24 protein-coding genes are annotated in these 25,990 nt (G+C 32.1%); all 24 read left to right on the top strand.

Annotated features, from left to right (window positions below):
* Positions 1-132: 132 nt before the first annotated feature.
* The 24 genes from H4V97_RS06785 (at position 133) to H4V97_RS06670 (ending at position 25,957) form a co-directional block, all read left to right on the top strand.
* Positions 133-1,020: a glycosyltransferase gene (locus H4V97_RS06785; protein ID WP_209549293.1), complete on the top strand. Its 888-nt coding sequence runs from the start codon at positions 133-135 to the stop codon at positions 1,018-1,020.
* A complete protein-coding gene (locus H4V97_RS06780) occupies positions 1,017-2,165 on the top strand; it encodes a glycosyltransferase (protein WP_209549292.1) in 1,149 nt (382 codons plus the stop codon). The genes H4V97_RS06785 and H4V97_RS06780 overlap by 4 nt, the downstream gene beginning before the upstream one ends.
* Positions 2,162-3,307: a glycosyltransferase family 4 protein gene (locus tag H4V97_RS06775; RefSeq protein ID WP_209549291.1), complete on the top strand. Its 1,146-nt coding sequence runs from the start codon at positions 2,162-2,164 to the stop codon at positions 3,305-3,307. The genes H4V97_RS06780 and H4V97_RS06775 overlap by 4 nt, the downstream gene beginning before the upstream one ends.
* 15 nt (positions 3,308-3,322) lie before the next feature.
* Entirely contained in the window at positions 3,323-4,264 is a 942-nt protein-coding gene (locus H4V97_RS06770) for a glycosyltransferase family 2 protein (RefSeq protein WP_209549290.1), read from the top strand.
* On the top strand, positions 4,248-5,201 hold the full coding sequence (locus H4V97_RS06765) for a glycosyltransferase family 2 protein (RefSeq protein ID WP_209549289.1): 954 nt from the start codon (positions 4,248-4,250) through the stop codon (positions 5,199-5,201). The genes H4V97_RS06770 and H4V97_RS06765 overlap by 17 nt, the downstream gene beginning before the upstream one ends.
* Positions 5,188-6,219 (top strand): glycosyltransferase family 2 protein, encoded by a 1,032-nt coding sequence (locus H4V97_RS06760; RefSeq protein ID WP_209549288.1) that lies wholly within the window; start codon positions 5,188-5,190, stop codon positions 6,217-6,219. The genes H4V97_RS06765 and H4V97_RS06760 overlap by 14 nt, the downstream gene beginning before the upstream one ends.
* 2 nt (positions 6,220-6,221) lie before the next feature.
* Positions 6,222-7,154, top strand: coding sequence for a glycosyltransferase family 2 protein (locus tag H4V97_RS06755; RefSeq protein ID WP_209549287.1), 933 nt, complete (start codon positions 6,222-6,224; stop codon positions 7,152-7,154).
* Between the two features lie 48 nt (positions 7,155-7,202).
* Positions 7,203-8,252: an acyltransferase family protein gene (locus H4V97_RS06750; RefSeq protein WP_209549286.1), complete on the top strand. Its 1,050-nt coding sequence runs from the start codon at positions 7,203-7,205 to the stop codon at positions 8,250-8,252.
* A gap of 80 nt (positions 8,253-8,332) precedes the next feature.
* Positions 8,333-9,544: a hypothetical protein gene (locus tag H4V97_RS06745; protein WP_209549285.1), complete on the top strand. Its 1,212-nt coding sequence runs from the start codon at positions 8,333-8,335 to the stop codon at positions 9,542-9,544.
* 6 nt (positions 9,545-9,550) lie between these two features.
* Positions 9,551-10,588, top strand: a complete 1,038-nt coding sequence (locus tag H4V97_RS06740) for a glycosyltransferase family A protein (RefSeq protein ID WP_209549284.1) — start codon at positions 9,551-9,553, stop codon at positions 10,586-10,588.
* A 97-nt stretch (positions 10,589-10,685) separates the two neighbouring features.
* Complete coding sequence (locus tag H4V97_RS06735; protein ID WP_245345205.1) at positions 10,686-11,594, top strand: glycosyltransferase; 909 nt, start codon at positions 10,686-10,688, stop codon at positions 11,592-11,594.
* Positions 11,595-11,805: 211 nt separating this feature from the next.
* Positions 11,806-12,795, top strand: a complete 990-nt coding sequence (locus H4V97_RS06730) for a Gfo/Idh/MocA family protein (protein WP_209549283.1) — start codon at positions 11,806-11,808, stop codon at positions 12,793-12,795.
* Entirely contained in the window at positions 12,792-13,484 is a 693-nt protein-coding gene (locus H4V97_RS06725; protein WP_209549282.1) for a cytidylyltransferase domain-containing protein, read from the top strand. Before H4V97_RS06730 ends, H4V97_RS06725 begins: the two co-directional genes overlap by 4 nt.
* A 2-nt stretch (positions 13,485-13,486) precedes the next feature.
* Complete coding sequence (locus H4V97_RS06720; protein ID WP_209549281.1) at positions 13,487-14,284, top strand: SDR family oxidoreductase; 798 nt, start codon at positions 13,487-13,489, stop codon at positions 14,282-14,284.
* A gap of 46 nt (positions 14,285-14,330) precedes the next feature.
* Positions 14,331-15,371 carry an N-acetylneuraminate synthase family protein gene (locus tag H4V97_RS06715; protein WP_209549280.1) on the top strand — a complete coding sequence of 347 codons (1,041 nt, stop codon included), beginning with the start codon at positions 14,331-14,333 and terminating at the stop codon, positions 15,369-15,371.
* 1 nt (position 15,372) lies between these two features.
* On the top strand, positions 15,373-16,494 hold the full coding sequence (gene neuC / locus H4V97_RS06710; protein ID WP_209550284.1) for a UDP-N-acetylglucosamine 2-epimerase: 1,122 nt from the start codon (positions 15,373-15,375) through the stop codon (positions 16,492-16,494).
* 1 nt (position 16,495) lies between these two features.
* The gene (locus H4V97_RS06705; protein WP_209549279.1) at positions 16,496-17,896 is read left to right on the top strand and encodes a UDP-glycosyltransferase; all 1,401 of its coding nucleotides are present in this window, start codon (positions 16,496-16,498) and stop codon (positions 17,894-17,896) included.
* Positions 17,897-17,898: 2 nt separating this feature from the next.
* Positions 17,899-18,459, top strand: coding sequence for a serine O-acetyltransferase (locus H4V97_RS06700; protein ID WP_209549278.1), 561 nt, complete (start codon positions 17,899-17,901; stop codon positions 18,457-18,459).
* 91 nt (positions 18,460-18,550) lie between these two features.
* Positions 18,551-19,984: an MBOAT family O-acyltransferase gene (locus H4V97_RS06695; RefSeq protein ID WP_209549277.1), complete on the top strand. Its 1,434-nt coding sequence runs from the start codon at positions 18,551-18,553 to the stop codon at positions 19,982-19,984.
* A 154-nt stretch (positions 19,985-20,138) separates the two neighbouring features.
* Positions 20,139-21,029, top strand: coding sequence for a hypothetical protein (locus H4V97_RS06690; RefSeq protein ID WP_209549276.1), 891 nt, complete (start codon positions 20,139-20,141; stop codon positions 21,027-21,029).
* A gap of 64 nt (positions 21,030-21,093) precedes the next feature.
* Positions 21,094-22,296, top strand: coding sequence for a glycosyltransferase family 4 protein (locus H4V97_RS06685; RefSeq protein WP_209549275.1), 1,203 nt, complete (start codon positions 21,094-21,096; stop codon positions 22,294-22,296).
* Positions 22,297-22,299: 3 nt separating this feature from the next.
* Complete coding sequence (locus H4V97_RS06680; RefSeq protein WP_209549274.1) at positions 22,300-23,841, top strand: glycosyltransferase family 2 protein; 1,542 nt, start codon at positions 22,300-22,302, stop codon at positions 23,839-23,841.
* On the top strand, positions 23,838-24,842 hold the full coding sequence (locus H4V97_RS06675) for a glycosyltransferase family 2 protein (RefSeq protein ID WP_209549273.1): 1,005 nt from the start codon (positions 23,838-23,840) through the stop codon (positions 24,840-24,842). Before H4V97_RS06680 ends, H4V97_RS06675 begins: the two co-directional genes overlap by 4 nt.
* Positions 24,839-25,957, top strand: coding sequence for a glycosyltransferase (locus tag H4V97_RS06670; RefSeq protein WP_209549272.1), 1,119 nt, complete (start codon positions 24,839-24,841; stop codon positions 25,955-25,957). The genes H4V97_RS06675 and H4V97_RS06670 overlap by 4 nt, the downstream gene beginning before the upstream one ends.
* Positions 25,958-25,990: the final 33 nt, after the last annotated feature.

Raw genomic sequence — 25,990 nt, 5'->3', positions numbered from 1 at the left:
TTTCTTTTTTTACTCAGCATCAAATTAATTTGTTTCAAATAAAAGTATTTAGGTTGTAATCGAAACACAGTAGTTAAGCTTAAGATGTAATTTATTCTAAATTCTTAACATAAACACAAAATAAAGTAAACAATGAATACACCATTGCTATCAGTATGTTTAATTACATATAATCATGAAAACTATATTCGTCAAGCAATCGAAGGTGTTTTAATGCAAAAAGTAAATTTTGATTGGGAATTAATTATTGCTGAGGATTGTTCAACTGATAGAACAAGAGAGATTATTCTGGAATACAAGAATAAGTATCCCGATTTCATAACATTAATTTTACAGAGAAAAAATGTCGGTCCAGCTAAAAATTGGTCGAATTTACTTCAAACTCCAAAATCAAAATATATTGCTTATTTTGACGGTGATGATTATTGGACCGATCCTTTAAAATTGCAGAAACAAGTTGATTTTCTAGAGGTAAATGAAGGCTATGGTATTTGCTTTCATAATGTCGAACAGCAAAATTTTTTAAATGAGGAGATAACGAAAATTATTCCGGGATATCACGTGAATAAAATTTTAAGTATCGAGGATTATATATTAGAAAATAAAACAGCAACTTGTTCTATGGTTTTTAGAGCTAATTTTTTTAAATCTATACCAAAGTGGTTTAATGAGCTGCCTTATGGAGATTTAGGGTTAGTTTTGACTGTGTTAAAAAACAGCAATAAAAAAGCTATGATTCTCTCTGATGTTATGGGTGTTTACAGGTTGCATGCTGATGGAGTACATGGTAAATATTTGAAAAACAGTAGGGAGATAATTAAAACAAGTATTCAGCATTTAGATTTTATAAAAAAAATAGAAAAGTATTTGCTTTTTGATAAGGAATACAAAGTGGATATATATTTAAAAAAGAAAATGACACTTGTGCATTTAATTGATTTTTATAAAAAAAATAATATTTTTAAATATTTAATGTATCGGTTTACTTTATTCATTCTAAAATTAAAATCAAAATTTTGAAAAAGATACTATTCACATCATTAAACGACCATGTGCCTTGGGGAGGTAGTGAAGTATTATGGACCGAAGTTGCACAAAAACTTTCGGAAAAGTATCAAGTAGTGGCATTAGTGAAAAAATGGAGTAATACACCAAAGCAAATGCAAAATTTAGAAGAATGTGGAGTGAAAATTTGTTATAAGCCTATTGTTGAATCTTTAACTTTTAAACAACAGTTTGTAGAAAAAATAAAGAGCAAGTTTGGTTTAAAAAAAACGAAACAATTAAATGATTTAGAAGTTGTTTATGACATAAAATCATTTGAATTAGTGGTTATTTCATTAGGGAATCATTCCGATGGCAAGTTAAGACAATACACGGATTACTTGCGTACTAGAAGAGTCCCCTACGTAATTATTGTCCAGTTAGTGACAGATTTGCGATATTTAGACGATACTAGTATTTTGCAATTAAGTGAGGCGTATGTTCATGCGAAAGCCGTTTGTTATTTATCCGATGACAATTTAGAGAAGATCGAATTGCAGTTTGGGCTATTGTTAAACAATACATTAAAAATAAATAACCCTTTTTTTTATAAACAGAATTATGTTGCGCCAGATCAGCAGCAAGTTTACCATGTGGCCTGTGTAGCAACTTTAACTACATTTCACAAAGGACAGGAGTTGCTTCTCAAAGCACTTGCACAAGATAAATGGAGATTTCGTAATATTTGTTTTAACTTCTATGGAACTGGTGCTAATGAAATTCAATTAAAAAATTTAATTACGCTTTATGATTTAGATAATATTGTCAATTTAAAAGGGTATGAATCGGATAACAATAAAATTTGGAAAAAAAATGTTGCTTGTATTATGTTATCTAGAATGGAAGGGCAGTCTTTGGCCATGTTAGAAGCCATGTCTTTTGGGCGAATGATAATAAGTACAAAAGTAGGTGATGCTGCAAGGCTTATTAAACAAAATGAAACTGGTTTTTTGATAGATGCTCCAACTGTATCCTTAATTAATATTACTTTAGACGAAGCATGGGAAAATAGAAAAAATTGGATTGAAATGGGCATAATATCTAGAAAACATTTATACGATATAATTAAAAAAGATCCGTTAATTGACTTTTCTGAAAAGTTACAAAGTCTAATAAATTGAAAAGAATATTGTTTATATCTAATACCGCATCCAGAACAGGTGCGCCCTACGTTTTACTGTTACTTCTTAAATGGTTGAAAACGGAGCGTAAAAACTTGAAAATTGATGTTGTTTTTTTAGAGGGTGGAGATTTAGAACAAGATTTTACTGAATTTACAAGCAATATTTATAATTATGCTGATGCAAGTCTAAAAATAGGCTTCATACCTAAACTGTATTCTTACATTAGAAGAAAAGTTTTAAGAAAAGGAAGTAGGAATGAAGCTTTTATAAAAAATATTGCTAAAAAAAATTATGATATTATTTATGCAAATACAATTGCTTCTGTTGTTTTTGCAACAGCCATTAAAAAGAGCAGTAAAAATAGTCCTAAATTAATTGCTCATATACACGAATTAAATACTACAATAAAGGAGTATTTACCCAGTTTTGAAAAACATATACCACTAATTGATCAGTTTATCTCAGTGTCGAATTTAGTAATGCAAAACTTAAATTTAAGGTGGAATATTGATCCTTCAAAGAACCATTTAGTTTATGCATTTTCGGATAAAGTTTCGCAAAAGTCTACAAGTTTCTCCTCATTGATTGATGGTGATAGCATATTTGAAATTGGTGCTTCAGGACAAGTAAATTTTAGAAAAGGTTATGATTTATTTATTCAAGTAGCCCTATTTATTAAAAAAGAATACCCAGATCTAAAAATTCGTTTTACTTGGGTAGGTTATATTTCGTACTTGCAAAGATTAAATATTGAGGCAGATTTGGAAAAGGCCAACCTCAAAGAAGTTGTGTTTTTTGTTGGAGAACAAGTTAAGCCAGAAACTTATTTTGAGCAATTTGATGTTTTTTTGATGACTTCACGCGAAGATCCTTTTCCACTGGTCTGCATCGAAGTGGGAAAAATGGGAGTGCCTATTATTTGTTTTGAAAAAGCAACAGGGACTTCCGAAGTAATTAATAATGGCGGTGGTTTTGTAGTGCCTTATTTGGATTGTGTTGCTATGGCTGAAAAACTGCTTTTGTATTACAACGATGATGTATTGAGAAAAAAAGATGGAGAACTAAATAAAGTGAATTTTTCCACTTATACATCAGAAATAATGGCTGAAAAAATATTTAAACACATTGCCGAAATATAGATATTATCTTGTACTATGGGAATAAATGAGAAAAAAGAAATTATAATTGCGATAGTTATTCCTTATTACAAAATCACTTTTTTTGAAAAGACCTTAGAATCATTAGCAAATCAGACAGATAAGCGTTTTAAGGTTTATATTGGAGATGATAATAGTCCACAGAATCCTATGTCTTTATTAGTAAAGTATGAAGAAAAAATTAATTTCAGCTACTGTAAATTTGAGGATAATTTAGGTAGTATATCACTTGTGAAACAATGGGATCGTTGTATTGCTTTGTCCTGTGATGAAGAATGGGTTATGGTACTTTGTGATGATGATTATATTAGTTACAATCATATTGAAGAATTTTATAAAAATGTTCAAGTAGCCGAAAATTTAAATATTAAAGTAATTCGTTATGCTACATGTGTTAATGAAAGTAACGGTGAAATTTCCAATGTTTATGATCATCCGATAGTCGAAAGTTCGACAGATTTTTTCTTTAGAAGAATAACAAATGCAACACGAAGTTCATTGTCTGAATATGTATTTAAAAAGAGTACTTATGAGCAATATGGTTTTTTTAATTATGCCTTGGCTTGGCATTCAGATGATCGAGCATGGCTTGAGTTTTCGGAATTTAAATATATCTATTCTATTAATACAGCTCAAGTGTATTTTAGACTGAGCGAGGAAAATATTTCCAGAAGTGATTTTAAGATAAAAGAAAAAAACCAAGCTTCTTTAGCATTTTATAACTTTCTTATTTTTATACATATTTATAAATTTAAGCGTCTTCAACGTAAAGAACTCTTACTCGTTTATGAGCAATTTATTTACAAGATAAATAAAGTAAATTTTAGTTTTTTTGTTAGTGTTTTTACATTGTTATTTATTAATTTATATTTTGTCCAATCCTTAAAATTTGCTAGACGACTTTTAATCCATTTAAATAAAAATGTTCACAGTTCCTAAAATTTCGGTTATTATCCCAGTTTATAATAGGCAGCATTTGCTATCCTATACTTTAGACAGTATCATTGAGCAATCTTTTACGGATTGGGAATGTATTCTTGTAGATGATCATAGCTCCGACGCTTCTTTTGAGGTCATGGAAGAATACCAAAAAAAAGATGTGCGTTTTAAAGCCTTTAGAAGACCCAACGAATTAAAAAAAGGAGCGAATGCATGCAGAAATTTTGGATTCACAAAATCAACAGCTCAATTGATTAAATGGTTTGATAGTGATGATATAATGCTTTGCAATCATTTAGAAATTGCCTGTCAAGTATTAACTGAAATGAAATTGGATTTTGTAGTTACAGATACTGTAAATTTTGATCATGATACGAATGCACTTTTAGACAAACCCTATTCTTTTGATCGAACTAAAGAGAGTATAACTGCTGAAAACCTTGCGCAAATAAGAATTGGTTGGATAACAGACGACTTCTTAGGTAAGCGTGAAATTGTTAATTCAATAAAATTTAATGAAAATATTGTCGATGGTGATGAATATAATTTTTTTATAAAAGTATTGCAGAATGAAGTCAAAGGAGATTATGTAAATCAAATTTTAACGCATAGAAGAATGCATAATGAATCCATCTCTTTTATAAATAAACAAAATGATATTGAATACCAATCAATAGTGGCTAATATAAAATATCAAACTGCAAATGATTTGGTAGTCTATGATAATAAAGTGTTAATTCGTTGGTTTTTAGCTGGTTATATGAGAATTTCTTTTGATTTAGCAATTGCAAGAGTAAAACCTCCTTATGAAAAAGAGGCTTTCAAACTAATTTCTAAATACCATTCTGTAAGCAAGGCGATTGCTTTCTTTATAGCAGTATTTTTAGGAAACCATTTTAAAAAAGGATATAATATAATGAAATATGCAAGAACATAGAATAAAATACAATCCTCTTGTATCAATTATTCTTCCTGTTTATAATGGGGGAAAATTTTTGGCGCAATCTATTGAGAGTTGCTTAAATCAATCTTACAAAAACATTGAATTAATTATTGTATATGAGCATTCGATTGATAATACCTTAGCAATCACAAATAAATATGCATCTCTAGACAGTAGGGTTAAACTTATTATTAATGATGACAAAAAGAACTTACCAGCTGCATTAAATATTGGGCATTATGCAGCAATAGGTGATTTTTTTTCTTGGACTAGTGATGATAATATTTATGAGTCGGATGCGATTGAGTTTATGCTAGAAGCATTATTTGATAAAAGAGTTGATGTTGTCTATAGTAATATGATTGTCATTGATGAAGCAGGAGAAAAGTGTAGAGATTTTAATTTTCTTAATTTTGAAAACACAATATTCAGAAATTACATTGGTAACTGTTTTTTATATAAGAAAGAAGTTTTTGAAAGAAACAAAGGGTATGACGAAAATTGTTTTTTAGTTGAAGATTATGATTTTTGGTTAAGAGCAGTTGCACATAGTCGTTTTTATCAATTTAGAGAAAAACTATATAGGTATAGAAAACATGATACAAGTTTGACGCATCAAATTGCATTTAATGATGAGAAAAAACAACTCTGGAATGAGAATGTAGTTAAAATGTATGAGGCTTTTTCTAGACTTTTTTTAGAAAAGGATTATGTGGTAATGATGGACTTTTTAGCAAAATCTTTAAACTATCAAAAAATTCCATTTGAATGGATAGTTGAAAATGAAAGTACAATTGACTTGTTCAAAGAGAATCTCTCTAAGAATATTAATTTCCAAAATAAAACTTTAATTGAAAAATTATTTTTAGAAAAAATAATTGAAATAATGACAGCAGATTCAGGAGTGAAAAGTAATTTTTCTAAGTCCATTTATATAATAAAACAGTACGGTTTGTTTTTAGATAGAAAAGCGATTAAAACCTTAATTAAATATTCTTTTTTTAAAAAATAACGATGCCAACAGTTTCTATAATTCTTGCCACTTACAATAGAGCAGAATATATCCTTGAATCTTTACAATCAATACAGAATCAAACTTTTTTAGATTGGGAATGTCTCATAATAGATGACGGTGGAATTGATAACACAGCACAACTTTTAGAACCTATTTTAAAAGAAGACCATCGGTTTCAGTACTTAAAACGAACAGAGTATTATCAAAAAGGATTACCTGGGAGTAGAAATTACGGATTGGATTTAGCCAAAGGGGATTATATTATTTTCTTTGATGATGATGATATTGCACATCCTCAAAATTTAGAACTATGTGTGAAGGAATTGTCTGATAAAGATATTTCTTTTTGTAGATATATTCGAGATGTTTTTTGGGGAAATTTTGACTATAATTTTGACTATTCAAGAGAATACACCTCTTTTTTTATTGACAAGAGAGATATTAATAAAATATTAAAAAATGAATTACAGTTCAATTCTTGTGCAGTAATGTGGACAAAAGAGTGTTATATTCAACATCGATATACAGAGCATTTAAAATACGCAGAAGAATGGGAAGTATATGCTAGAATAATTACGTCAGTAAATAAAGGAATCTCAATTAATAAGGCACTGTATTTTGGTAGGAAACATGAGGAGTCTATTACAGGAGATTTTGGTAATCGAAAATCAGCAAGTCTTGTTTCTTATGCAGATGCCATAGAATTAGTAGTTGATAATTTAAGAAAGAGGAAATTGTTATCTAATGAAATAATTCGTTATTTTATTCAAATAGCTTTAGACTACAAAGAGTATAAATTATTTCCCAGAATACTGTCTTGTTTGCAATTATCAACATTGGAAAAGTGGAGATGGGAATTTTTTTATTTCCAATTACCGCTTCGATTGTATTTTTACAATATTTATATAAAATGGAAAAAAAAGAGAAAATAAAAATTTCAAGAAAGCTTCTGTAAAGAATATATAATATGAAAATCAAATATGATTAAATATATACCAGGATTAAATGGAATTCGTGCCATTGCAGTTTTTCTTGTAATTCTTTCTCATCGCTTTCCTGTAGGACATATTGTTCATGTTTTTCCTTTGGGAAATTATGGTGTTGATTTTTTTTTTGTGTTGAGTGGTTTTTTAATTTCTCGTAGCCTTTTATTTCAAATTAGTAATAAGGAGAATCGCATACCACATTTGAAAATACTTAAAAGATTTTTCATTCGAAGATGTTTAAGGATTTTTCCTATTTATTATTTGTTATTGCTATTTATGTATTTAACGGGTGGCATAATTGGAAATCAATTTAGAGAAAATATTTTGTGGTATGTGTTTTACGGTGCCAACCATTTAAATTATAATGAAAATAGATGGTTTGGTTCATTAGCTCACCTTTGGTCACTTTCGGTCGAAGAACAGTTTTATATATTTTGGCCGTTGTTGTTATTGTTTGTTTTCAAAAAGCGAATATTATTATTGATAGAATTACTTATTATTGTAGGAACTTGCGCTCCTTTTCTCTATAATGGATTGGGAAATATCCTAACAATATCCTGTGTTAATGCGTTTGGTATCGGTGCTTTACTTGCCTATGTCGAAATAATTAGGCCGGATTATGAAATACTATTTGTTAAAATTTCGAAACTTATTTTCCTTCCATTGGTGTTGTTGGTTTGCATACATAATACGGTTGCTGCAATACCTTATTTTTCGGAACGTTTGGCTATATCATTATTGGCAGTAACGATTATTGGATCCTGTAGGTATAGTACTAAAAATACTTTGGTCACTTATATACTCGGTAATAAAGTTTTAAATTTTATTGGAATTATAAGTTATGGGATATATTTGTATCATAATATAGTTCCCAAATATTGGGTTTGGGGACTTCAAAAAATGAGTTGGGTTACGCCCGCATCAATTAATAAATTTTCATATTTAGAATTTATTATTCAAACGAGCTTCATTATTGGGATTAGCTATCTCTCTTGGATTATAGTGGAGAAACCAATATTGAGGTTAAAAGAAAAAATAAAATAGAGTTTAAAGTTTTGATACATAGCTTTAAGACATTGAATAGTGATAATATGTTTGTATATCAAATGATAATAAAATTTTAAATGAAATTTCTGGTTATAGCACAAGATATGCGGGTATCGGGTACAAGTGAAGGGATTGTTTCCCGCTCCTTTGTAGCAAAATTGCGACTAGCGTATCCGGAGTCCATCATTGATGTATTGTATTTAAAAAATCATCCTAGTGAAGATCGTCTAGATTTATTACCTATAAATTCAATCGAAACTCATATAATCAATTTGAAACCTCCTTTTATTACTAAATGGTTGAATCGATTTTCTTGGCGACTTTTTAATATTTCTTTGTATGATCGATTCGTGCATAAGTCGTATGGCGTCCACATTTCAAAAGTAAATCACGAATCTTATGACCATGTTTTTATTCGAAGTTCTGGTCTAAATTTCGAAACGGTATTGGGGGCTAAAGATTTACCTATACTAAAAAAAGCAATTATTAATTTTCATGACCCCTATCCTTCGTTTTGGTACGCAGGAGCGAAATGCACTTTAACTAATATGGAACTATTTAGATTAAAAGAAATGCATAAAGTAGTGTCACAAGCACGAGTTTGCATGAGCCCATCCCAGTATTTGTCAGAGGACATGAGTTTTCTGTATGGATCTAGAAAAAAATTTTACACATTGCCTCATCAATTTTGTTCCACTGTTTTTGAATTATCAGATACGACAAAAGTTTTGAAAAAAAATAGAAAAGTCACCTTATCCTATCAAGGAGGTTTGATGTTTGGCCGCGATATTGAAGTCGTGTTAGATGCTTATCAGGCATTAGTTTTTAAAAATGATTCCATAAAAGAAAACACAGAATTTGCCTTACGTGTAAAAACGTCTAATTTTACTCAATTGAGTACTAAATATAAAGAATGCCAAAACATTATTATTATGGATTCCTTAAATTTTTCCAACTCCTGCTATGAACAAATGTATGAAGCGGACATTAATATAATTCTAGAAAATGGTCCCATCTATAGCAATACATTGGTTGGCAAAGCACCTCTTCTAGCTTCGTTTTCAAAATCTGTTTTTGTTGTTTCTCCAGAGCGAAGCGAGTTAAGACAAATTATAAAGAATCCAATTTTTATTGCCAATATGTGGGATATAAGTGATGTTCAATTAAAATTAGAAGCACTTATTCTAGATAGATTATATTCTAATGAGTCAGTGCAGCCGTTTAAAGATTATTTTAGTGATGCCAATTTTAAAAAGTGCTTAAAGAATGTTTTAATGGAGTATAATTAATTTAAAATGCGTGTAGGCTTAAATCCACATAAAGATAAAATACAAGAGGTTTCGCCCTATCTTCATCAGGTAGTTGTCCCTGTTTTCATACCACATCAGGAGGATTATTTTAAGGATAGTTTTGCTATTTTGCAACTTTGTTTGAATTCGCTTTTTGCTACAGTTCATAATAAAACCTATATCAGTATTGTTAATAATGGCAGCTGTGTTAAAGTAAAAGAGTATTTAGACACCTTGTACAAACAACTAAAAATTCACGAAGTCATCCACACGGATAATATAGGTAAGCTTAATGCTATAATTAAAGGTGTTGTAGGAAATACTATAGAACTTGTTACCATCACAGATGCGGATGTATTGTTTCTACCCAATTGGCAATGCGAGACTGCCAAAGTATTTAAAGCGATGCCGAAGGCTGGAGTAGTGGGTATAGTTCCTCAATTTAATATGTTTAAGTACAATTGTGGAAATGTAATTTTTGATAATTTATTTTATAAAAAGTTAAAATTCATCCCAGTAAAATCAGTAACTGGAATAATTAATTTTTATAAAAGTATTGGGTGGGATAATAGCTATAATAAAGATTTTTTAAAGTACAGTTTAGGCTTAGAATATAAAGAAGTAAAGGTTTATGTGGGTTCTGGACATTTTGTTGCCACCTATAAAAAACAAATGTTTAACGAAACACAGTCGTACTTTAATTTTAAACTTGGTGGTAACTCTGAGAACTATCTCGATACTTTACCATTGAAATATGACTATTGGAGAGTGACTACTTATGATAATTATGCCTATCATATGGGAAATAAATTAGAAGGGTGGATGTCAAAAATAGAATATGGAGATGACAATAAAAAGGAAGTTGTTTCTGGCTTTGCCCAAAGTGAATTAGCGAGCTCATTTTTAATTTTTTTAAAGAATAAGATATTTCTTAAGGTTTTATTTAATGATTCAATTTCAAAACTGTTTTACAGGTTGAAAAAACTACCAAAAGAAATTGCAAGAAATTACAATAAAATTGTGCCAATACTAAAATCAAAATAGAATTGTGCATTACAATTTTGATTCTAAATATTTTCCAAAATAAGAATGAATAATGTAAAAAAACGGTTTGTTTATAATGGTTTCAACTTAAAAAATAATGTGCGAAAAAAAAATTTCTATTCTAATAAGTACTAAAAACAGACGTGAGGATTTGATTGTCACGCTGCGAAGCATAGAACATTTATTAGTTCGCGAAGATTTGGAATGTCGGATTTATGATGATGGTTCGAATGATGGAACCTTTGATTATGTAAAACATAATTATCCAAATATTTCAATTCAAAGAAATAGTGTTTCAAAAGGATACATGTATTGTAGAAATACATTGTTAAATCAAACAAAAGCTAAGTATGCTATTTCTCTAGATGACGATGCTCATTTTATAACACAAAACCCATTAGAATTAATTCAACTTCATTTTGATTCTAATCCTAAATGTGGCTTGATTGCCTTTAGAATTTTTTGGGGTGCGGAACAGCCAGCTAGCCGTCTTTCTAACGAGACAGTAGAAAGAGTTCAAAGCTTTGTGGGTTGTGCTCATGCATGGAGAATAGAAGCTTGGAAAGAAATACCCAATTATCCCGAATGGTTTGTTTTTTATGGCGAAGAAGATTTTGCCTCTTATCAGTTGTTCAAAAAGGGATGGGAAGTTCATTATTTGCCCAAAGTGTTGGTTAACCATCGAGTAGAGATGAAATCCAGAAAAAAAAATATAGATTACTCAATTAGGTTACAAAGATCACTTCGTGCAGGTTGGTATTTGTTTTTTCTGTTTTACCCAATTCAAAAAACCCCAAGAGTTTTTTTCTATTCTGTTTGGAAACAATTACAGTTAAAAGTTTTTAAAGGTGATTTTAAAGCTTTGCAAGCACTATTTTTGGCATCAATAGATTTAGTTTTTTCAATTCCAAATATAATTAGAAACAGTAATCGATTGACTTCGGAAGAATTTAAAAATTATAAAAAATTAGCGCCAACTAAAATTTATTGGACTCCATCAGATTAATTGTTATTAAATATATAACTACGAACGAAAACCATAGTGATAATTTGGCGTGTTGAGGTTTCCAAATATTTATAGAATAACGATGTCTTATTTTAGGAACTATTCTTAGTGGTAAATTATATATTGTTTGTTAAAACTAATCATAAAATTAGGAATAATTTTTTTCTTGTGTGGATGAATTAAGAAGGCTACTTTTATTTTAAAATATAATATGAAAATTTTAATCATTGGAACCGGTTCTATTGGGATGAGACATCTACAAAATTGTCTTACCATTGACCGTTCAATTACAATTGATGTTGTAAGTAGAGGTAAAACTTCACTAGAAGGCCTTCCTGAAATCAAGATTTTCAACACTATTGCAGAGGCTTTTGACCGTGACAATTTTTATGATGCAGCCATTGTGGCTACTCCAACTTCATTGCATATTGAAAATTGTATTGATTTGATTCACTATGGCTTAAAAAAAATTTATGTTGAAAAGCCAATTGCTCCCAATTTAGAGGATATTGAAACATTAATGACGCTTTCAAAGACAGAAAAAGTGTCAGTTTATGTAGGGTTTGATTTGCGTTTTGATATAGGTTTAAATAAAGTAAAAGAGTTATTAGGGAAAAAAGTGATTGGGAATTTAATTAGTTTTCAAGCTGAAGTAGGTCAATATCTTCCTGATTGGCGTATTGGAACCAATTATAAAGAAGGGATGAGTGCCAAAACAGAACTTGGAGGGGGCGTAATGCTTGATTTAATTCATGAATTCGACTATTTATCATGGTTGCTCGGCGGCTTCCAAAAAGCATATGGATTGAATCAGAGAATTGATCACTTGGATATTGAAACCGAAGGAATTTCAGTTAATATAATTCAAACCAACGAAGGGGTTTTGGGGGTGCTATCGTTAGATTATATTCAAAAGAAATTAAACAGATTTTCAAAATTCATTGGTGATAATGGTACTATTGAGTGGAATTATGTCACAGCTGAAGTAAAATGGAGCTGTCATTCGGATTTAGAACAGTACTATTTTGAATATAAGAATGTTGAAAGAAACGATCGGTTTATAGCTATTTTGGACGCTTTTTTAAAAGCAAGACCAGAAAATTTTGACAGCAGATTGACACCTTTAGAAGAGGGAATTAGCTCGTTAGAAACCGTTTTGGCGGCCAAAAATTTTAATAATTCAGTAAAAAGCAAAATATGATTTTAGGATCCATTTGTGTTAGAGGAGGATCAAAAGGAGTTCCCAAAAAAAACATCAAAATATTGAATGGTAATCCTTTACTGTTTTACACTGTCGATTGTGCCACTCACTCTATGTTTCTCAATGATATTGTCGTTTCATCAGATGATGACCAAATGCTCGCAATCGCAAAGAACCTCGGGATTAAAAATACTTTTAAAAGACCTGACGAATTAGCTACTGATAAAGCCTCAAAATGGGATGTTTTTATTCATTTAGTCGAGGAATATGAAAGTAAAACTGGTAATATAGTGGAGTTTTTAGTAGATTTGGATGTAACGGTTCCTTTGCGAAAGCCAGAGCATATAGATGGTGCCATAGCAATGATGCAAAATAACAAGGTGGATGTTGTCATAACAGGCTATGAACCCGAAAGAAATCCTTATTTTAATATGATGGAAATTACGGAAGGGAATTATGCTGAAATCGTGAAAAAATCAGAAAAACCAATTGTTTGCAGACAGGACGCTCCTTTGGTTTATAGTTTAACGCCAGCAGTATATGTGATCAGGAAGCAGGCACTATATGATTTCAAACATTGGTCGGATGCTAAATGCATGATTTATGAAATTCCAAGAAAAAATGCCGTAGATATAGACACCGATTTTGATTTTGAATTGGTGGAGTTTTTAATGCAAAATAAGAAATAAGAATGGCGAAAAATTTATTTGATTTAACCGGTAAAATAGCTTTAATAACTGGCGGAGCAGGGTTACTCGCTACAGAACATGCCATTGCACTTCACGAATATGGCGCTAAAATTATTTTCACAGATGTAAATTTTGAAATTTGCAATGAAAAAGCAATAGTACTAAAAGAACAAAATATTGATGTTGAAGTTTTAAAATTGGATGTAACTTCTAAAGAAAATTGGATAGAAGTAACTAAACAAATTATCAGCAAATTCGGAAGAATCGATATTTTGGTCAATAATGCAGGTTTCACTAACCAAAACAAAACAAGTTCTTTTGACAAGGAATTCGAAAATTTTCCATTAGAAGATTGGAATGCCATTATGAATGTCAATCTGACGGGGGCTTTTTTAGGGTGTCAAATTGTGGGTGCAGAAATGCTGAAACAAGGGAACGGAAGTATTATCAATATTGCCTCCTTATATGGCGTTGTAAGTCCTAATCATAAAATTTACGAAGGAACAGAAATTAGACAGCCCGTTGCGTACAGCGTAAGCAAAAATGGAGTGATAGCGCTGACAAAATATGTGGCGACATTATGGGCTAAAAAAGGAGTTCGAGTCAATTCGCTTACACCCGGAGGGATTTTTAATAATCATGATGGTCTGTTCCTAGAAAGATTCGAACAATTAAATCCTATAGGAAGAATGAGTCAAAAAGAGGAATTAAGAGGAGGCATTGTCTATCTTGCTTCTGATGCCAGTTCCCATGTGGTTGGTCATAATCTGATTATTGATGGCGGATGGACAGTTTGGTAGAAATGAAAAGATAGCAAAGATTAAAAAACAACAATTAAGAATACAAATGAATCCATTTATAGAAATAGCAGGGCGAAAAATTGGGATTGATTTTCCTCCCTTGATCATTGCCGAAATTGGTATCAATCATGAAGGGTCTTTGCAAATTGCCAAAGAAATGGTAGATGCGGCGCATCGTGCTGGAGTTGAAGTGGTTAAGCACCAAACACATATTGTGGAGGACGAAATGAGTGGGGCCGCCAAAAAAGTAATACCAGGTAATTCAACAGTTTCCATATATGAGATTATGGAACGTTGTTCACTCAATGAAGAAGATGAATTGGCACTTAAAAATTATGTAGAAGGCAAGGGAATGATTTTCATTTCTACCCCATTTTCCCGTGCGGCAGCTGAGCGATTGAAAAAATTTGATATTCCAGCATATAAAATCGGTTCGGGGGAGTGCAATAATTATCCCCTCTTGGAGCATATTGCAGCCTTTGGGAAACCAGTTATTTTGAGTACAGGAATGAATACTATTGAAAGCGTTCAAAAAGCAGTAGCTATATTTGAGAGACATCATATTCCGGTCGCCTTATTGCATACCACTAATTTATACCCAACGCCCATTCATTTAGTTCGGTTCGGTGCCATGACACAACTGCACAAGGCATTTCCGAATAAAGTTTTTGGATTGAGCGATCATACTTTAAATAATAATGCCTGTCTCGGCGCAGTGGCACTTGGTGCCAGTATTCTGGAACGCCATTTCACCGATGCAATGCAACGTAACGGTCCGGATATTATTTGTAGTATGGATGAAAGTACCTGCTCAGAACTAATCGTTTCCTCAAATGAAATATGGCAAATGCGTGGTGGTCAAAAAAAACCAGCCATAGAAGAACAAGTAACTATTGATTTTGCATTTGCAACAGTTTGTTCGATAAACTCCATTAAAAAAGGAGAAAAGTTTTCGACAGAAAATATTTGGGTAAAGCGTCCTGGAACCGGAAAAATTAAGGCAGAACATTTTAAGGACTTGATTGGGAAAGTAGCTACGAGAGCAATTGAGAATGATGAACAATTAGATTTTTCAGATTTTGAGTAAAATAAAAAGAATAATATTCCTCACTGGTACACGAGCCGATTTTGGTAAAATAAAATCACTAATTTCAATTATTGAAAAGCAGCAAGGTTTTGAAGTTTTTGTGTTTGTTACAGGAATGCATTTGCAAAAAGAATACGGCTATACGCTTATTGAGATTGAAAGGTGTAACTTCAAAAATGTTTATACTTTCGAGAATCATACACATGAAACTACTATGGATTTGACGCTGGCTAAAACAATAGAGGGACTGTCGTGCTATTGCAAAGAGATTAGTCCAGATTTAATAGTAGTGCATGGAGATAGAGTAGAAACTCTAGCGGGTGCCATAGTAGGTTCTTTAAATAATATATTGGTTGCGCACATTGAGGGAGGAGAAATTTCAGGAACGGTAGATGAATTAATGCGGCACAGCGTCAGTAAATTAAGTCATATTCACTTTGTTTCGAATCAGGAAGCTGCCAAAAGATTGCTACAAATGGGTGAAATTGAATCTTCGATTTATACGATTGGTTCTCCTGATATTGATATTATGTTTTCGGATACGTTACCTACCTTAGAACTCGTTAAGAATTATTATCAAATTTCGTTCGATTCCTATGCAATTGTTATGTTTCATCCCGTTACTACTGAGGCTAATGAGATGCAGAAATATACCGATAATTTTATTACAGCTTTATTAGGAGATTCACATAATTATGTGGTCATCTATCCTAATAATGATTTAGGCAGCCAAGGTATTATTGAGAGTTATAAAAAATTGAGTAAAAATCCTCGATTTAGGGTTTTTCCATCGTTACGATTTGAGTATTTTCTTAGCTTGTTAAAAAATTGCCAGTTTATTATAGGAAATAGTAGCGCAGGGATTAGAGAGGCTCCCTATTATGGCATTCCAATAATAAACATAGGAACACGCCAACAAAACCGAACGGTACATGCTGATATAATTAATGTTGATTATAATGAAAAGAATATTGCATCGGTATTAGAAAAAATTGATTACAATGAAGTGTCACAATCAGATACTAGTTTTGGTCACGGAAATAGTGCTCAATTATTTCTGGAATCAATTGCAAATCAGGATATTTGGAGGGTTAATCATCAAAAACAATTTAGAGATAATTAAAATGGGTACCAATAAAATATTTATTTTACTTCCGGATGGTATAGGCTTACGTAATTTTGCTTATTCGAGTTTTCATGAAATTGGGATTGAAAAAAAATTTGATGTTGTTTTTTGGAACAACACTCCGTTTAAGTTATCAGATATAGGTTTTAAAGAGATTAAAATCCATAATTCAAAATCTCATGTAGTAACTGATATATTCAAGAGTGCGCGACAACAAATTGAATTTAATATAAGTAAAAACAAAACTAATGATCTTGTATATGACTCTTATCGATTTCCTTTGCCATATAATACTTTAAAAAAAGCAATTAAAACCATTGCTATAAATAGTTTAGTTTTAGTTAATTCTTCTCACAAAGGGTGGATGCGTATTCGAAATAAAATCAACAAAAAAGAAAGAGAAACACTTTTTTACCAGCAATGTTTAAAAGCATTACAAGAGGAAAAACCTACTTTAGTTTTTTGTACAAATCAGAGGCATACTGCAACGATTGCTCCTATTCTCGCTGCCCAGGATTTAGGAATACCGACTGCCACTTTTATTTTTTCTTGGGATAATCTGCCTAAGGCCACTATGGTTCTCGAAACTGATTATTATTTCGTGTGGAGCGAACACATGAAAAAAGAGTTGCAGTTTTATTATCCTTATATTAATGGAGAGCAAGTTTTTATTACTGGAACCCCCCAATTTGAATCCCATTTTAATACTGTAAATTTATTGTCACGAGAACAGTTTTTTAAGCAGAATGGATTGGATTTGAATAAAAAATATATTTGTTATTCAGGAGATGATAGTACTACTTGTCCTGACGATCCGCAATATCTTGAAGATGTGGCAGTTGCAATTAAAAAACTTAACAAAAAAGGATATTCACTAGGTGTCATTTTTAGACGCTGTCCTGTTGATTTTTCAACGCGATTTGATAAAGTATTAAATGAATACAAAGAGTATATTGTTCCCTTGGCTCCCAAATGGGACAGAGAAGGGGAGGAATGGGGAGCTATCTTGCCAACTCCCAATGATATTTCATTGCAAATGAATACAATTGCACATACAGAAATGGTAATAAATTTGGGATCTTCAATGGTCTTTGATTATGCAGCTCATACTAAACCTTGCGGTTATATTAATTATGATGTGCCGCATAAAGTAAATAAAGACTGGTCGGTTAGAAATATTTATAAATTTGTACATTTTCGTTCTATGCCAAACAAAGAGGCTGTTTTTTGGTTGAACAGTGCAGATGAAATTGTGGCTAAAATAGAGGAAATGCTAAGTGATAAGTCTAGAAAAGTAGTGTATAATGCACAAGAATGGTTTGAGAAAATCAATCAGCATCCTGCACAAGATGCCTCTAAACGCATTTGGGAAGCTATTGCCGAAATTTGTAAAAAATAATTATGCTGCTACAAACTATTTTATCGGATTACAAACGATGTGGTATTAATACTATTGGATTTGCTGTGTTATTTAAGACTTTTATTATCATGCCTAATCCAGGTTTAAAGTTTATGACTATTTTCCGTTTAACACAATATTACCGCAAGAAAAATAGAATTTTATTTTATTTTTTCTTTCTCTGGTTGCGAAGATTAAAAGTGAAATACGGGTTTGATATTTCTTACCGTACCCAAATAGGTAGTGGTTTTTATGTCGGACATTTTGGAGGAATAGTCATTCATGGCGATACCATTATTGGTGATAATTGTAATATCTCACAAGGGATTACTTTTGGGGTAAGTAACTATGGAGCCCATATAGGTGTCCCTAAAATAGGGAATAATGTTTTTGTAGGCCCGGGAGCCTGTGTTTTTGGGAATATTACTATTGGTAATCATGTCACAATTGGTGCTAATACAGTAGTGACTGAAAATATTCCTGATTATTTCACCGCAGTCAGTCCAAAGATGATCGTAATAGATAAAGATTTGTCTCCTTTTTACATACATAATATTGATTAACAAGTAAAATAGCAGTTTTGATAATTCCAGCAACGCTATATTGAATATCGCAGATGTCTAAGTGACTGTCTAATTAAATTTTTGAATAAACATGTTTTTTAATTCCTTTGCCTTTGCCCTTTTTTTACCGATTGTATTTCTATTATATTGGTTTATTTTTAATAAAACGAAGAGCACTCAAAATGCGCTTCTGATTGTAGCGAGCTATTATTTTTATTCGTGTTGGGATTGGCGGTTTTTGTTCTTATTGGTTTTCTCTACGTTTTTAGATTATTATACCGGTATTCGAATTGAAAAAGCAAAAAAAGAAAGTTTCCGTAAATTTTGGTTTTGGTTGAGTATTAGTCTGAATCTGGGCTTTCTGGGTATTTTTAAATACTATAATTTTTTTGCCAGTTCCTTTGCGGAATTACTAAATGGTTTTGGATTGCATTCCAGTCCTTTGTTGCTCAATGTAGTTTTGCCAGTAGGAATTTCTTTTTATACGTTTCATGGATTATCGTACGTAATCGATATTTATTTAAAAAGAATAAAAGCCGAATATAATTTTGTCGATTATTCGTTGTTTGTTAGTTATTTCCCGCTTTTAGTGGCTGGTCCTATCGAGAGAGCCACGCATTTATTGCCCCAAGTAAAGGTGAAAAGAGAATTTGATTTTGCGAAAGCCAAGGAAGGAGTATGTCAAATCATCTGGGGATTGTTTAAAAAAGTAGTCATTGCGGATACCTGTGCCACCTATGCCAATGCTATTTTCGATCATTATCAATCCATGAATTCGCTGTCGTTGATTTTGGGAGCCTTTTATTTTTCCTTCCAAATTTATGGTGACTTTTCGGGTTATTCGGATATGGCTTTGGGAATGTCTAAGCTGTTTGGAATTGATTTGTTACGTAATTTTAATTATCCCTATTTCTCAAGAGATATTGCTGAGTTTTGGCGCCGATGGCATATTTCCTTGTCTTCGTGGTTCCGGGATTATGTCTATATTCCGTTGGGGGGAAGCAAGGGCAGTAAGGCCAAACAAGTTCGGAATGTGTTCGTGATATTTCTGTTGAGTGGCTTTTGGCATGGCGCCAATTGGACGTTTCTGGCTTGGGGATTTATCAATGCCTTGTATTTTTTACCTTTATTGTTACTACAAAAGAATCGTTCAAATATAGAGACAGTACAATTGCAATGGAATTTTAGTTCCTTAAAAATTGTTTTGAGTATAGTCAGTACTTTTTCGATTACTTGTTTGGCTTGGATATTTTTTAGGGCAAAATCAATTGCCATAGCTTTTGATTATATAACGCGAATTTTTACAGACCGAAAATTTGTTTCGCAATATTTGGAAAATGAAAGATATAGTTATGAATTGCTGCTATTGGTTTTTGCTTTTATTGTCGTGGAGTGGAACAGTAGAACGACTATTGAACCCATTTCGGGGAAGTATTCCTGGTTGAAATTAGCATTATGTATTGCAGCAATTATCACATTGGGAACGTATTCAGATTATAAAGAATTTATTTATTTTCAATTTTAAGAGAAGGAGTTTTTTAACCATATAAGTAATATAAGGCCATATAAGTTGTTGTTGTTTACTTATTGTTGTTTTCTTCAATGAACGTACATTTCGTATAGGTTTAATTTTAATGATAGGACATTATTCCTTCAAAGTTTTCAGAATAACAGTTAGTATGAAAAAATTTATATGTTTTACCGCTCTTATTTTAGCAACAATATTAGTGCTATTAGTTGTTTTAGATGTAGTATATACAGGAGTTTATTTGCAGTCTTCAAATCGAGGAAAAATTGACAATGTTTACAATTCAAATGCTCGGAATTATGATGTGGTGATTTTGGGATCTTCCAGAGCCAACAATCATTTCGTGACTCAACTCTTTGAAGATAAAGGACTCAAAGCCTTTAATTTTGGCATGAGTGGTTCTCATTTGTTTGAAGCCTCGTTGCTATTGAAATTAATGGTGGAACGAAAGTACACGATAAAAAACATAATTATAGATGCCGATTTGGATATTTCTAACGAAAAACGATCGGAGGGCGTTTCGGCCAAATTCTTGCCTTATATTCATAGTTCTAAAATTATAGAACAACATTTTTCGGGAGAAGAAGATTTTTGGAAATTATATTATATTCCATTTTACCGGTATTTGGAATTTGATGCTCCTATAGGTTTTCGGGAGATGTATAAAACAGCAAGAAAAGAACCAACGAATACTTTAAAAAAGGGAGGTTTTCATGCACTAGGGAATAAAAAGGGTAATATGAAAAATGATATTACCGCTTTAAAACCCATACACAATAAATACTATGAAGAAATAAGACGCATTTGTACGGCCAATAATATCAGACTAATTGCTGTGATGACGCCTATGTGTACTAATGTAAAAGGCTTGGATTATTTTGAAAAGGTGCAGCAAATTTATCCTGAAATTTGCAATTATGAAAATGCGGTAGAGGGTGATCAGTATTTCTCTTCCTGCGGTCACATGAATGAAAAAGGAGCAAGAATGTTCACGACAAGAATTATAAAGGATTTTTTTGATAAAGGGACTAAAAGGCATTGAGCAACTAAGGTCCTTATGCTCTAAATCTGCAATCAAAAACCGTTAATCTTCAATCAAAAATCAAATGAAAATAGCGTTCTTAACCCCTGAATATCCTCACGCTAATACTGGCAGTTCTGGAGGCATTGGTACGAGTATCAAAAACCTGGCGATGGGATTGATGCAGCAAGGATGTTCGGTGCGTGTTTTAGTGTATGGTCAAAAAGAAGAAAATAGCTTCGATGATAACGGTATTTGTGTTGAACAGATAAAAAATGTAAAATTCAAGGGATTGTCGTGGTATCTTACACAAAAAAAACTAGAACGTATCATCGATACATTATACCAGAATAAGGAAATCGATTTGGTAGAAGCGGCAGATTGGACAGGAATTACTTCTTTTATTACTCCTAAAAAATGTCCCATTGTTATTCGGTTAAATGGTTCGGACACTTATTTTTGTCATTTAGACCAGCGCCCGGTGAAATGGATTAATAAATTTCATGAAAAACGGGCCTTGGAAAAAGCGAATGGACTGCTTTCGGTAAGTCAGTTTACAGCCGATTTGACTAATGAAGTTTTTGGTTTAGAAAAACAATTTACTATCATCCCTAATGGAATCGATACCACCTTATTTCATGGTAGAGAAACTGCGGAAAATAATTGTTTGCTATTAAATAATAGCACTATTATGGTAAAGCCATCCTTGGGCGGTTGGGGGGTAGGGAATATACTTTATTTTGGAAGTCTTATTAGGAAGAAAGGATTGCTGGAGCTGCCTTTGATTTTTAATGAAGTAGTTCGAAAAAATCATGAAGCTAAATTGATTTTGGTAGGAAAAGATGTTTCCGATATTATATCTGGAAATTCTTCTACTCGGAAGATGATGCAGGAATTATTCACTCCGGAGGCCTTAGCCAACGTTGTTTATATGGGTGTCGTTCCGTATGAGGAAATAAAAAAACACATTGATGCAGCGGCGGTATGTGTTTTTCCAACATTTGCAGAAGCTTTGCCGGTTTCCTGGATCGAGGCAATGGCGATGGAAAAAGCAATAGTCGCTTCCAAAATTGGTTGGGCAACGGAGGTAATTGATGATGGTATAAATGGTTTTTTAGTTCATCCTACCGATCATGTGGAATACGCCAATCGAATTATAGAATTACTTGATAATAAAGGATTGCAAAATGATTTTGGTGTAGCAGCACGAAAAAAAGTGATTGAAAAATTTAGTGTTGAAATAGTAGCACAACAAAGTTTGTTATTTTATAAATCCTTAACAAAGTAAGTTTTGATTGTAGTATATCATTTGAATTCAAAAATTACTGAAGTAGCAACATCGGATAATCAAACAATAGAATTTGATTTTAAGGGAACTATTGCCGATGGATTGCATATTTTAGCACAACAATTTCCTTCTGAAATAATAATTTGGTGTAATGCAACGGCAAAAGAGCAGCTCAATTTAGAAGTAATTCCAGCTTTGTTGCATCACAATAAAATGATGTTATCTTATTCTGCTGACAGTTTTAATTTTTTAGATCGAAGGATAGGATATGTTGAAGAGTCTTTATTTATTAATATTAATAAAAAGGTGTGCTACCCTACCTGGCAAATGAGCAGTTTTGTCGGCGTCGTGCATGCGTCTGTCGTAAATGCGATACGGAATAAAGTGGAGAGGGATGCTGATTTTGATTATTATTTAAATTCTATTGCGAAAGTAGCAATGCCACTTGGATTGTTATGCTATTCGGAGCCCCAACTTTTAAAACAGCAGCAAAGAATAACTTCGCATCAGGCATCAAGCTACACGCTTTTTCGTTACATAAAACAGCATTATAAAACAAGATGGATTTTTTTATTGCTTATAAATTTAATGGTTCACGAAAGGAAGTTTCCTTTAATTCCAATGATTTTTTCTTTTTTTTATAAAAATAGAAAAAATGTAAAGATCAACTTGGAAGGTATAGTAGTCGAATCCTCCAGAAGACTCATTGATATTGCAACGATAGATGTAATTATTCCAACTATTGGCAGAGCAAACTATTTGTATGATGTATTGATTGATTTTTCCAAACAAACCCTATTGCCTCATAAAATTATTATTATCGAACAAAATCCAGAGCCATTAAGTAAAAGTGAATTGGATTATATTTATGAAGAAAAGTGGCCATTTAAGATTCAACATTTTTTTATTCATCAATCAGGGGCCTGTAATGCCAGAAACTTAGCATTAGATCAAACGGAAAGTGAATGGGTTTTTCTAGCCGATGATGACAATCGTTTTGAACCTAATTTATTGAAGGACATATTTGATAATATAAAAAAATATGGTAGTCCCGTAGTTACAACTTCATATCCTCAAAAAAACGAATCCAAAATATTTTTAAATATAATACAGTGGCCTACTTTTGGAGCAGGGAATAGTGTAGTTAAAAGAAATCTGTTAAATAAAGTTAGATTCAATATGGGTTTGGAATTTGGTTACGGTGAAGACAGTGATTTTGGGATGCAATTACGGAATCAGGGATATGATGTTTTGTATTTACCTAATCCAGAAATTTTACATTTAAAAGCACCCATTGGTGGTTTTAGGACAAAGCCAGTTTTAGAATGGCATCAAGATATCATTCAGCCCAAGCCATCACCAACCGTAATGTTGTATATTCTTAGAAACAATACCACCGAACAATTTTTGGGATATAAAACAACGTTATTTTTTAAGTATTATCGCCATCAAAAGATTAAAAACCCATACCGCTATTTTATTCATTTCAAGAAACAGTGGAATCAAAGCGTTTTTTGGGCCAATCATTTAAAAACAAGAACATGAAGTTTTCTTTAATTGTCTGTACTTATCTACGACCTTTACCATTGATGAAATTATTGCAATCAGTACAGATACAAACGCTTTATCCAGACGAAATTCTAATTATAGATGGTTCCACAAATAAGGAAACCACACTTGTCCTTAAAGAGAATAATTTTAAAAATCTAAGTTATTTTCTTGTTTCAAAAGAATATAGGGGACTTACCAAACAAAGGAATTATGGAATTGCTAAAGTAAAGCATGATATCGATATAATTTGTTTCCTAGATGACGATATCGTTTTGGAGCAAGATTATTTTGAGCAATTATTAAAAACCTATGAACTGCATCCCGAGGCTTTGGGTGCGGGAGGGTATATCATAGACGAAACTAAGTGCGAATTTGTTGGAAACGATTATGAGCCTACAATTAATGAATTTTATTTTGATGGATGGAAACGCAAAGACGGCAGCCGATTTATAATGAGAAAAAAGTTGGGATTAGACAGCGATTGCCCTCCTGGTTTTTCAACTTTATATTCGCATGGACGAAGTGTTGGCTTTTTGCCGCCAAGCGGAAAAATTTATGAAGTGGAACAATTGATGGGAGGAGTTTCTTCGTATAGAAAAAAAATCTTTGAAACACTACAATTCTCCACTTATTTTGAAGGCTATGGCTTGTATGAAGATGCTGATTTTTCTATCAGAGTAGCAAAAACTGGTAAATTATATTCAAACACAGCTGCTCGATTACATCATTGTCATGAGGCTTCCGGAAGACCCAATCAATATAAATATGGGAAAATGGTAGTGCGAAACGGTTGGTATGTTTGGAGAGTTAAAAACCCAAACCCCTTACTGAACGCAAAAATAAAATGGAATTCCATTACTATACTATTGACATTGATTCGATTTAGCAATGCAGTAACAACAAATAAACGAAAGGAAGCATTAACGGAAGCCTTGGGTAGAACTGTTGGCTGGTGGAGTTTATTGTTTAATACGCCAAAAGTCAAAAAACAATGACTTTTGTTATCATTACTCATGTTCCTCACCTCATGGAAGGGAATCGATTTTTTGCTTATGGGCCATATGTTCGCGAAATGAATATTTGGTCGAAGCAGGTGAACAAACTCACTGTGGTTGCACCAAAATCTACTATCGTTAAGTCGGCTATTGACGGTGCTTATGAGCACCCAAATATTGAATTCATTGCCGTTGAAAATTTTGATATTTTAAGTTTGAAAAGTGTTTTTAGAACTGTTTTTAAGACTCCTAAAATTGCTTGGAAAATAGTTCAAGCGATGAAAAAAGCGGATCATATTCATTTACGATGTCCGGGGAATATAGGTTTGTTGGGATGTTTGGTTCAAATAGTGTTTCCTAATAAGCCCAAAACTGCTAAATATGCCGGGAACTGGGATCCGAAATTCAAGCAACCTTTAACCTATCAATTGCAAAAATGGATTTTGAGCAATACTTTTTTAACGAGAAATATGAAGGTGCTGGTGTATGGGGAATGGCAAGGAAGTACTAAAAATATAAAATCATTTTTTACAGCCTCTTATTATGAAGCGGAAAAAACTCCTATTTTGAACAAAGAAGTTACCACACGGATTTATTTCATTTTTGTAGGGACTTTGGTACTAGGTAAAAATCCTTTGTATGCCATTCAATTGGTGGAAGTATTATCAAAAAAAGGATATGAGGTTCACTTGGATTTATATGGGGAAGGAATTGAACGTGCCATTTTGGAAAAATACATTAGTGCACATCGATTAGAAAAGATAGTTTCATTGAAAGGAAATCAAACATCAGAAACAATTAAAAGTGCCTATCAAAAGAGTCATTTTGTAGTTTTACCATCCGATAGTGAAGGTTGGCCAAAAGTGGTTGCCGAAGGAATGTTTTGGGGGTGCATTCCTTTAGCGACTCCAGTATCCTGTGTGCCGTTTATGCTGGATTATGGTAAAAGAGGATTGTTGTTGCAAATGGATATTGAAATGGATTTAAAACAAATTTTAACTTATATATCAAATAAAGAAAAGTACACATCAACTGCTATTTCTGCGCAAAAATGGTCGCAACAATATACTTTAAATTTGTTTGAGCAGGAAATTAATAAATTAATGACAAATTAGTGTATATTGCTTTTTTCTCTAATAAAATAAATT

Source organism: Flavobacterium sp. CG_23.5, from assembly GCF_017875765.1.
In the GTDB taxonomy this organism is placed as follows: Bacteria; Bacteroidota; Bacteroidia; order Flavobacteriales; family Flavobacteriaceae; genus Flavobacterium.
Note: the sequence above shows the minus strand (reverse complement) of the source record. Positions and strands in the feature narration are given on the sequence as shown.